General features: G+C 63.3%; 8 protein-coding genes. 1 reads left to right on the top strand and 7 read right to left on the bottom strand.

Annotated features, from left to right (window positions below):
- Window positions 1-1,329, bottom strand: a 1,329-nt coding sequence (locus EN993_RS25215) for an MFS transporter (RefSeq protein ID WP_127265117.1), incomplete at its 3' end; no start/stop codon positions are given.
- Between the two features lie 155 nt (window positions 1,330-1,484).
- On the opposite strand from EN993_RS25215, the gene EN993_RS25210 reads away from it, so the two are divergent.
- On the top strand, window positions 1,485-2,117 hold the full coding sequence (locus tag EN993_RS25210) for a TMEM175 family protein (RefSeq protein WP_109658627.1): 633 nt from the start codon (window positions 1,485-1,487) through the stop codon (window positions 2,115-2,117).
- Here EN993_RS25210 and EN993_RS25205 read toward each other — a convergent pair.
- The 6 genes from EN993_RS25205 to EN993_RS25180 form a co-directional block, all read right to left on the bottom strand.
- Entirely contained in the window at window positions 2,091-3,614 is a 1,524-nt protein-coding gene (locus EN993_RS25205) for a L,D-transpeptidase family protein (protein WP_127265116.1), read from the bottom strand. The genes EN993_RS25210 and EN993_RS25205 overlap by 27 nt on opposite strands.
- A 151-nt stretch (window positions 3,615-3,765) precedes the next feature.
- The gene (locus tag EN993_RS25200) at window positions 3,766-4,131 is read right to left on the bottom strand and encodes an MmcQ/YjbR family DNA-binding protein (RefSeq protein WP_127265115.1); all 366 of its coding nucleotides are present in this window, start codon (window positions 4,129-4,131) and stop codon (window positions 3,766-3,768) included.
- A 61-nt stretch (window positions 4,132-4,192) separates the two neighbouring features.
- Entirely contained in the window at window positions 4,193-6,799 is a 2,607-nt protein-coding gene (gene clpB, locus EN993_RS25195; RefSeq protein WP_127265114.1) for an ATP-dependent chaperone ClpB, read from the bottom strand.
- A 222-nt stretch (window positions 6,800-7,021) separates the two neighbouring features.
- Window positions 7,022-7,978 (bottom strand): DUF4167 domain-containing protein, encoded by a 957-nt coding sequence (locus tag EN993_RS25190; RefSeq protein ID WP_127265113.1) that lies wholly within the window; start codon window positions 7,976-7,978, stop codon window positions 7,022-7,024.
- Window positions 7,979-8,281: 303 nt separating this feature from the next.
- A complete protein-coding gene (gene prmC / locus EN993_RS25185) occupies window positions 8,282-9,160 on the bottom strand; it encodes a peptide chain release factor N(5)-glutamine methyltransferase (RefSeq protein WP_127265112.1) in 879 nt (292 codons plus the stop codon).
- Window positions 9,153-9,605, bottom strand: a 453-nt coding sequence (locus EN993_RS25180) for a peptide chain release factor-like protein (RefSeq protein WP_281040574.1), incomplete at its 5' end; no start/stop codon positions are given. The genes prmC and EN993_RS25180, both read right to left, overlap by 8 nt.

Below are 9,605 nucleotides of genomic sequence, written 5' to 3'. Positions count from 1 at the left end.
CGCGTAGACCCAGGCGGCGAGCGAACCCATCGCCGCCACCGCGATCAGACCGCCGATGCGCGAGACGGCATTGTTGATGCCGGAGGCCGCACCCGTATCCTTGTCTTCCACCGCCGTCATGATCGCCGTCGACAATGGCGACACGACCAGCGCCATGCCGAGCCCCATCAGCGCCATCAGCGGGAATGTTCCTGTCCAGAAATTGTGGATTCCGGCATGGGTGAGCAAGGCAAGTCCGGCAAAGGCGAAAGCTACGACGAGGCTGCCGCAGGCGATCGGAAAGCGCGGGCCGATCCGGTCCGATAGCTGGCCGACCGGTCCAGACAAAAGCGCGATCGACGCCGACAGGGGCAGAAAGATGAAGCCGACCTCGGCCGTGCTCAGTCCCCAGCCGGCGATCAGCAGCATCGGCAGATAGAAAAGATTGGCCGACAGTGCGAAATAGAGGAAGAACGTCGCGACATTGGCGCCGGCGAAAGCGCCGACGCGAAACAGGCTGAGGTCGATCATCGGCTCGCGCTGCCGGAGCTCGAAGACGATGAAGACAGCCAGCAAAACGACGCCGGCGGCAATGCTCGGCCCGGCCATATGGCCCTCGCCGCTGGCGCTCATCGAGGTCAGCCCGTATGCGAGCGCACCGAAAGCCAATGTGGCGAGCGCGGCACCGCCGAGATCCAGGCTGCGTTTCTCCGTCGGCGCGTCGGCTGGAACCTTGGCCAGCAGCAGATAGATCGAGATCAGGCCGAGCGGCAGGTTGATGGCGAAGATCGCTCGCCAGATGCCGTCGCCGAAAGCCGACAGCACGAAGCCGCCGAGCACCGGACCAAGTGCCGTGGTCAGCGCCGAAGCAGCCGCCCAGATTCCGATGGCGCGACCGCGTTCCTTTTTCGGGTAGGCCTTGGCGATGATGGCGAGGCTGCCCGGCACCATGATCGCCGCACCAATGCCCTGGACGGCACGAAATGCGATCAGCACCACCGCATTCGGCGCCAGCGCACAGGCAAGCGAAGCGACAATGAACAACGCAATGCCCGCCACGAAGGCGCGGCGGAGGCCGAATCGATCGCCAGCAGCGCCGCCGGCGAGGATCAGCGCCGAGAGCGTCAATGCATAGGCATTGGAAATCCACTGGGCCTCGGCCAGGCTGGCGCTGAGGTTGACGCGGATCGCCGGCGTGGCGATGGCCAGGATCGAACCGTCGATGAAGCCGAGCGCCGAGGCCAGGATTGCCGCGATCAGCACGAATCGCCGCTGCGATTGCGGACAGAACGTTCCATTCGTGACCGGGCTGGTCAGCGGGACGGCGGCGGCTTCGCTGGGTGAATGCATGGAACCTTGCTTAGACCTCCAGTGCACCGGCAACAACCAGCCAGTGGCTTGCAGTCACTGAAACCAGCCCGTCGGCCAGGGGTCGCACCCTACCCGGATGCAAACGGCGGCGGTCATGCTAGGTTTTCCAGAAAGGTGCAGACGGGGAGACATCGATGAAGCGGCCACTTGAAGCATCGGCGGAGGGACGCGGCCGTATCGTCGGCATCACCGACGGGGTGTTCGCCATCGCGCTCACCCTGATCGTTCTGGAAATCAGGGTGCCGGCGCACGAGGCGATCCATTCCGAACGCGAGTTGCTTGCCGCGATCGCTGCCTTGGCGCCGCGTTTCCTGACTTATGCCTTGAGCTTCCTGACGCTGACCATCTTCTGGTTCGGCCAGCAGGCGCAGCATGGTCTGATCGCCAAGTCCGACAGACGGCTTGCCACGTTGAACCTCTGCTTTCTCGCCTTCATCGCCCTGCTGCCGTTCTCGACCGACCTGCTGGCCGACTTCCTCGAGTTCAGAACCGCGGTGCTGGTCTACTGGCTCAATCTGCTGATGCTCGGCGTCACGTTGTTCGCCAGTTGGCGCTATGCGGAGAAAAACGGCTTCGTGGCAGAGGATGTCGACGCGGAGACCAAACGCACGGTCTATCTGCGCATCGTCAAGGCGCAGATCCTGTGGGCGCTCGGCGCCGCACTCTCACTCATCAGTCCACTGCTCGGCATCGGCTTCATTCTGATCGTGCAGTTGGTCTATGCCGCCGCACTTCGGAGTTCACTGCTGCGCAAGGTCATCGGCTGAAGGTCCGCCGACAAACTCCACCGTGACACCGGGCGAAACGAGTTTGGCCAGTTCCCGCGCATCCCAATTGGTCAGGCGCACACAGCCATGGCTTTCGGTCTTGCCGATCTTCGATGGATCCGGCGTGCCGTGGATGCCGTAGGTCGGCTTGTCCAGAGCAATCCAGACCGAGCCGACCGGGCCGTTCGGGCCAGGCGGAATGGTCAGGACCTTGTCGTTCTGGCCCTGCTTGAAATTGATGCTGGGGTTGTAGGTGTAGTTCGGATCGAGCGCGACGCGCGACACCGTATGCGTGCCGGACGGCGACGGCGTATCCGACGAGCCGATGGTGGCGGGATAGGCTGCCACCAGCTTGCCGCCGGCATCATAGGCGAAAACCTCTTTCTTGTCCTTGTCGGCGACGATGCGGGCAACCGGCGTCGAGACCAGCCTGCCGAAATTGGCGACCTTGATGATCGTGCCGGGGCGATTGAAGTTGACGTCCGGGTTGAGCGCCTTGAGATAATTCTCGTCCATGTGGAAGCGCTCGGCCAGCGCCTCGGTCACCGACGTGTAGCCCATGCGGTCGAGCTGCGCCTTCTGGCTGTAGTCTTCAGGGATCGAGGCGACATAGGGACCGGCCGCATCCTCCGGCGTGATGGTGTAGTTGGCGAAGGCATCGCCGCCGGATTGCGCCAGCGCCGCCTGGATGCCGACCGCGTCGGTCGATCGCAGATTGCTGCCGGTGATCTGGTTGTAGGCGGCGAGCGCCTTGTCGACATTAGAACCGAAACGCCCATCGATGACGCCAGGCGAAGCGCCGCCGCGGTCGAGCAGCACCTGAAGTGCGGCGACATCCTGGCGCGCTCCCAGCGAAAGCGCCGGGGCAACAGTGGTCTTGTCGCCAGCCTTCGGCGGCAGAGCCGCCTGGTCGGCGGGCAGCGCCTCTTCGGTGGGAACTGCCGGCTGGGCCGGGTCTATCGAGGCCTCGTTCAGCGGCTGGCGCTTGATGGTACCCGGCTTTGCCGGCTGCGGCGCGTCGGGATAATTGTTGTCGTAGCTGCCATCGTCCTGCGGTGCCGGCGGATTGGCTTCCACGGAATTGTCCCCATAGGGATCGTATTCGTCCGCCGGCGGCGGGATAACCCGGCCTTCCTCTTCCAACTGCTTGCGACGGAACCGCGCCATGTCTTCCGGATCGTCGAGATAGTAGCGGTCGTTGCCGTCGGGGGCGCGGCCCAACTCGCGCAGACGTGTCTCTCGACGCAACGCGCGACGGTCGAGCCGGGTCTGCGGCGGTTGGATGGCGATGACCTTGCCGGTATCGGCGTCGACGATAACGCGGTTGCCCCTGGCGTCGTAATAAATGTCCACATTGCCGTCCTGGGCGAGCAGGATGCCGCCATCATTGGCGGCTCGGACAATCGGCGGTGCGCTGTCCTGCGTCGCGGCGGCGAACGCGCCTGAAAAGGACATCCCGGCTGCGAGCGCCGAAAGGGTCAAGATCGTGCGGAACATGGTAGCCAAACTCTCCGGTCCGTAATTGCCGCCGCCCGGCAGTGTCCCTGCAAGGCGAACCCCTTCGCCAGCAAACCAGTTACCCACCATATGGTTCCAACATGAACCGGGCATGAAGATGGCGGTTTTCCGGCGCCTCGAGGAATATTAGCTAGCTTGCGGCGAGTCCCAATTCCTTGCGCGCCTGCCTGGTCAGCTTCAGGGCGACAAGGCGATGGCTCTCGCGCAGATAGTCCTTCAGCGCAGCATCATCCATGCTGTGGCTTGTCCGACGCTGGATCCACGTCATGCCGCGCGAGGCAAGATAGGGCGCGGGCCGCAGGCCCGGCTGCTCCTTGAGCACATCATAGGCGATATCGGAGCATTTGAAGGTGACGAAGAGCTGCTGGCCCTGGTCCCAGCCGCCGATCGCGAAGACCTTGGCTCCGACCTTCCAGACATGGGCGCCGCCCCACTGGACGACATGGCTCGTCGAGGGCAGCGAGGCGCAGAAGCTGTTGTAGTCGTCCAGTGTCATCCGCACCCGCCTTTCATACGAAAAAACGCCGCGCGTCCAGGATGGACGCGCGGCGTTTGGATCAGGCTGCCGCTTCCGCCGCGACGATCGTCGGCTTCGAGCGGAAGTTCAGCCGGTCGGAACCGGCTGTGACCTTGACGGTCGAGCCGTCGAGGATATCGCCGAGCAGGATCTTCTCCGCCAGCGGGTCCTGCAATTCCTTCTGCATCACCCGCTTCAGCGGCCGCGCGCCATAGGCCGGCTCATAGCCCTTGGCCGCCAGCCAGTCGATCGCCTCTTGGTCCAGCGACAGCGTGATCTTGCGGTCGACAAGCAGGCTCTCCAACCGCTTGAGCTGGATCTCGACGATGCGGCCCATATCCTGCCGGCGCAGCCGGTGGAACAGGATCACCTCGTCGACGCGGTTGAGGAACTCCGGCCGGAACGACGCCTTGACGACATTCATCACCTCGTCGCGAACCTCATCGACATCCTGGTCCTCGCCGAGATTGACGAGATATTCGGCGCCGAGGTTCGAGGTCATGATGATCAGCGTGTTGCGGAAATCGACCGTGCGGCCCTGCCCGTCGGTCAGACGGCCGTCATCGAGCACCTGCAACAGCACGTTGAAGACATCCGGATGCGCCTTCTCGATCTCGTCGAACAGTACGACCTGATAGGGCCGCCGCCGCACCGCTTCGGTCAGCGCGCCGCCTTCCTCATAGCCGACATAGCCGGGAGGCGCACCGATCAGCCGGGCCACCGAGTGCTTCTCCATGAACTCCGACATGTCGATGCGCACCATCGCGCTCTCATCGTCGAACAGGAAGCTCGCGAGTGCCTTGGTCAGCTCGGTCTTGCCGACACCAGTCGGCCCGAGGAACATGAACGAGCCGATCGGCCGATTCGGATCCTGCAGGCCCGCGCGGGCGCGCCGCACCGCTTTGGAAACGGCTTGCACCGCCTCGCCCTGGCCGACGACGCGCTTGCCAATCTCGTCTTCCATGCGCAGCAGCTTGTCGCGCTCGCCCTGCAGCATCTTGTCGACCGGAATGCCGGTCCAGCGCGAGACGATATGGGCGACGTGGTCGGGTGTGACCACCTCTTCGACCATGCCGACCTTGCCGTCCTGGGCCTCGGCCTCCTTCAGCTTCTTTTCCAGTTCCGGTATCTTGCCATAGGCAAGCTCGCCGGCGCGCTGGAATTCACCCTTGCGCTGGGCAATGGCGAGGTCGTTGCGCGCCTCATCGAGCTGCTTCTTGAGGTCGGCGGCCAGCCCGAGCTTCTGCTTCTCGGCCTGCCACTTGGCGGTGATCTCGGTCGATTCCTCCTCGAGGCCGACGAGCTCCTTTTCCAGGCGGGCGAGCCGGTCCTTCGAGGCCTCGTCCGTCTCGACCTTCAGCGCCTCGCGCTCGATCTTGAGCTGCATGATGCGGCGATCGATCTCGTCCAGCGCCTCGGGCTTGGAATCAACCTGCATGCGCAACCGCGATGCGGCTTCGTCGACCAGGTCGATTGCCTTGTCGGGCAGGAAGCGGTCGGCGATGTAACGGTTGGACAGCATCGCCGCCGCCACCAGCGCCGAATCCGAAATGCGCACCTTGTGGTGCTGCTCGTACTTCTCCTTCAGGCCGCGCAGGATCGAAACGGTGTCTTCCACCGTCGGCTCGTCGACGAACACCGGCTGGAAGCGGCGGGCAAGGGCTGCATCCTTCTCGACATGCTTGCGGTACTCATCGAGCGTGGTGGCGCCGACGCAGTGCAGCTCGCCGCGCGCCAAGGCCGGCTTCAGGAGGTTCGACGCATCCATGGCGCCATCCGCCTTGCCGGCGCCGACCAGCGTGTGCATCTCGTCGATGAACAGGATGATATTGCCGTTGGCCGAAGTGACTTCGGAGAGAACGGCCTTCAGCCGCTCCTCGAACTCGCCGCGATATTTGGCGCCGGCAATCAGCGCGCCCATGTCGAGCGCCATCAATTGCTTGTCCTTCAGCGATTCCGGCACGTCGCCATTGACGATGCGCAGCGCCAGGCCTTCAGCGATCGCCGTCTTGCCGACGCCCGGCTCGCCGATCAGCACCGGATTGTTCTTGGTGCGGCGCGACAGCACCTGGATGGTGCGGCGGATCTCGTCGTCACGACCGATGACCGGATCGAGCTTGCCGGCACGCGCATCGGCGGTCAGGTCGCGCGCGTATTTCTTCAGCGCATCGTAGCCCTGTTCGGCACTCGCCGAATCGGCGGTGCGGCCCTTGCGGACGTCGTTGATGACCTGGTTGAGCGCCTGCGCGGTGACGCCGGCCTTGGCCAGTATGTCAGCGGTCTTGGCCGACTTTTCCATGGCGAGCGCCTGCAAGAGCCGCTCGACCGTGACAAAGCTGTCGCCGGCTTTCTTGGCCAGTTCCTCGGCGGTCGAAAACACTTTTGCCAGCGGCTGCGCCAAATAGAGCTGGCCATTGCCGCCCTCGACCTTGGGCATCGCTTCGAGCGCCGTCTCGACGCCAAGCTTGACGTCGCGGACGTTGCCGCCGGCGCGTTCGATCAGCGACGCGGCCAGGCCCTCGTCGTCGTCTACGAGCACTTTCAGGATGTGTTCGGGGGTGAACTGCTGGTGGTTGCGGGAGAGCGCCATGGTCTGCGCTGACTGGATGAAGCCGCGCACACGCTCGGAGTATTTCTCAAGGTTCATATCTGTCTCCTTCCATCACCGGCCCGCTTTGCGGCACCGGATCAGATTGCGGTGACGGACCCGCCCATTCGAGCCGGATCCTGTTCAGCCGAGATATGGTGCATAGGCCATGCTGTCTCAAGACGCCTTGATGTCGGTCAACGCATAATATTCCATCGCCGCGCAAAAACAAAAACGGCGGAGATTTCTCCCCGCCGCTCAACGTCTTGAAGTGTCGTTCTATCAGTTGTCGATATCGACAATGACCGGTTCAGCATTGCCGCTGTCGACCGGGGCAGCAGCAGCCTCACTGGCGTCGGCCCCGGAATTGGCATTGTCGCCGCCGTCAATCTGATCGGCGTTGACGCGCGGACGGCGCGGACGCCTCGGGCGACGGGCAGCACCGCTTTCGGCGGCCGCCTCGTTGAGCTCGGCCTGGGCGGCAAGACCCGCCGGCGACAGGTTCTCGAACAACGGAGCCGGCTCAGCCGCGGCAACGGACTCGGTCGGCGAAGCGGCTTCGCCCTGGATCGGGGTCTCGTTGCTCTGGGGCTGACCACCTTGCTCGGAGGACGAACCGAAGTCGCGCTGGCCGTTCTGGCCGTAACCGCCATTGGGGCGACGATCGCGATGGCGTGCGCCATTGTTGTCGCGGCCACCATTGTTGCGCCCGCCATTGTCACGCCCGGCATTGTCGCGATTGTCGCGGCCACCTTCCCGGTTCAGCGCGACCTCGGCCGGCATGCCTTCGATGACCGGCTGCGGCCCGGCGCCATGGTTGACCACCGGAACCTGAGCATCGGAAACAGTGTTGCTGTTGTTGCCGCCATTGTCGAAATCGTCGCGATCCTCGTCGCCGTCATCGTCGAAATCATCGCGATTCTGCTGCGCGTTCTGGATCGGCATCTGCGCCTGCGCGGCTGCGATGATGCGATTGTAATGTTCGGCATGCTGGAGATAGTTCTCCGCCATGACCCGATCGCCGGAGCTGTGCGCATCACGGGCAAGGGTGGCGTATTTTTCGGCGATCTGCTGAGCCGAACCGCGGATCTTCACGTCCGGGCCATTGCTCTCGTAGTTGCGCGTCAGGGGGTTTGGTCCCTTGCGGTTGTTGTTGTTATTATTATTGTTATTGTTACCACCGCCGCCGCCATTGTTGTTGCGACCGCGCATGCGCCTGTTCTGCTGTTGTGGCCTCATCAAACTCTCTTCATTTTGAAATTTTCGAAAAACTCTTCACGAACGGAGGCGCTCATGCAGCCAGCCGTTTCGTCTCTTCACCGGCGTTCGCCCGCATCGATTGCGTTGGCGCCACGTGCCATCCTGTTCCGGTTACATCACTTGCCGGACGATTCCCGCACGAAGCTTGGGCATCGTTTGCGCAAGAAGGCAGCTATTTCCAAGGAAAACCGAATCGCTAAGAGCACTGCCTGCTTCGTCTCATCCGGTTAAGGCGACCCTAGCCGTATTCCCCGGTATTGCCAAGCGCTTTTTTGCACTGCGTCAAGGCTTTATCCTTTCAAAGACAATAACCCTGTCGTTTCCGCCGAGGTCACGAAAAGCACCGCCCGGGACGTAGCCGGCTGCAGCGAATATCTCGCAGACCTCATTGTGCTGCGTGTGGCCGATCTCGACCGCAATCCTGCCTTCAGTTTCCAAAAACCTTGCCGCCTCCGCGGCGATGATCCTGTAGGGGTTCAGACCGTCCGCGCCGCCATCCAAGGCCAAGCGCGGGTCGAAATTGCGGACTTCGTCCTGCAGATTTCCAATGTCTTCCGAGGGTATATAGGGAGGGTTTGCGGCAATTACATGGTACCGGCCGGAAACTTTTTCGAACCAGTCCGACTGAAGCACCGTGAACCGGCCTGCAAGGCCCAGTTGCCCGGCATTGCGGGCTGCCGTCGCCAACACGCCCGCGGACAGATCGACGCCGGTGGCGATCGCTGTCGGCACGGCGCTGAGCAGCGCCAGTGCAATGGCGCCGGTGCCGGTGCCAAGATCGAGGATGCGGCACTCGCCTTCCCGGACCGCCACCGCCCTGACGAAAGGCAGCATCGCTTCGACCAGCGTTTCGGTATCGGGCCGCGGCTCCAGCGTTTCTGGCGACAGCGACAGGCGCAAACCGTAGAATTCACGATAGCCGAGGATGCGGTGCACCGGCTCGCCGCCGGCGCGGCGTCTTAAGGCGGCATCGATTTCGGCAACAATGCCAGCGTCGACCTTGCGTTCGGGGTCCGCGATGGCTTGCGTGCGTGTCGTGCCGGAGAAATGCTCGACGATCAGCCTCGCATCGAGGGCCGGATCATCGACAGCGGCGGCGGCAAGCCGAGCCTGCGCTTCCCGCAGCGACTGCCCCAGCGTCTCGGGCAGTTGATCAGCCATCGATGCCGATATCGGCGAGCAGCTTCGACTGATGATCGGCGATCAGCGCGTTGATGATTTCGTCGAGTTCGCCCATCATCACCCTGTCGAGCTTGTAGAGCGTCAGGTTGATGCGGTGGTCGGTGACGCGGCCTTGAGGAAAATTATAGGTCCGGATGCGTTCCGAGCGGTCACCGGAACCGACCTGTGACTTGCGCGATTCCGAGCGCTCTTCGTCCGCCTTGCCGCGTTCCAGGTCATAGAGCCGGGCCCGCAGGATCTGCATCGCCTTGGCGCGGTTCTGGTGCTGTGACTTTTCCGCCTGCACCACCATGATGCCGGTCGGCAAATGGGTGATGCGGACAGCCGAATCGGTGGTGTTGACGTGCTGGCCGCCCGAACCCGAGGCGCGCATCGTATCGATGCGGATGTCTTCGGCCCTGATGTCGATGTCGACCTCTTCGGC

This window comes from Mesorhizobium sp. M7D.F.Ca.US.004.01.2.1 (assembly GCF_003997785.1).
GTDB classification, from domain to species: domain Bacteria; phylum Pseudomonadota; class Alphaproteobacteria; order Rhizobiales; family Rhizobiaceae; genus Mesorhizobium; species Mesorhizobium loti.
The sequence above is the reverse complement of the archived record's forward strand: the minus strand, read 5'-3'. Positions and strand labels throughout refer to the sequence as shown.

Excerpts from the sequence above, each read along its gene's own strand:
- EN993_RS25210 (WP_109658627.1), top strand. The coding sequence starts at position 1,485 with ATGAAGCGGCCACTTGAAGCATCGGCGGAGGGACGCGGCCGTATCGTC.
- clpB (WP_127265114.1), bottom strand. The coding sequence starts at position 6,799 with ATGAACCTTGAGAAATACTCCGAGCGTGTGCGCGGCTTCATCCAGTCA.
- EN993_RS25190 (WP_127265113.1), bottom strand. The coding sequence starts at position 7,978 with ATGAGGCCACAACAGCAGAACAGGCGCATGCGCGGTCGCAACAACAAT.
- prmC (WP_127265112.1), bottom strand. The coding sequence starts at position 9,160 with ATGGCTGATCAACTGCCCGAGACGCTGGGGCAGTCGCTGCGGGAAGCG.
- EN993_RS25200 (WP_127265115.1), bottom strand. The coding sequence starts at position 4,131 with ATGACACTGGACGACTACAACAGCTTCTGCGCCTCGCTGCCCTCGACG.
- EN993_RS25205 (WP_127265116.1), bottom strand. The coding sequence starts at position 3,614 with ATGTTCCGCACGATCTTGACCCTTTCGGCGCTCGCAGCCGGGATGTCC.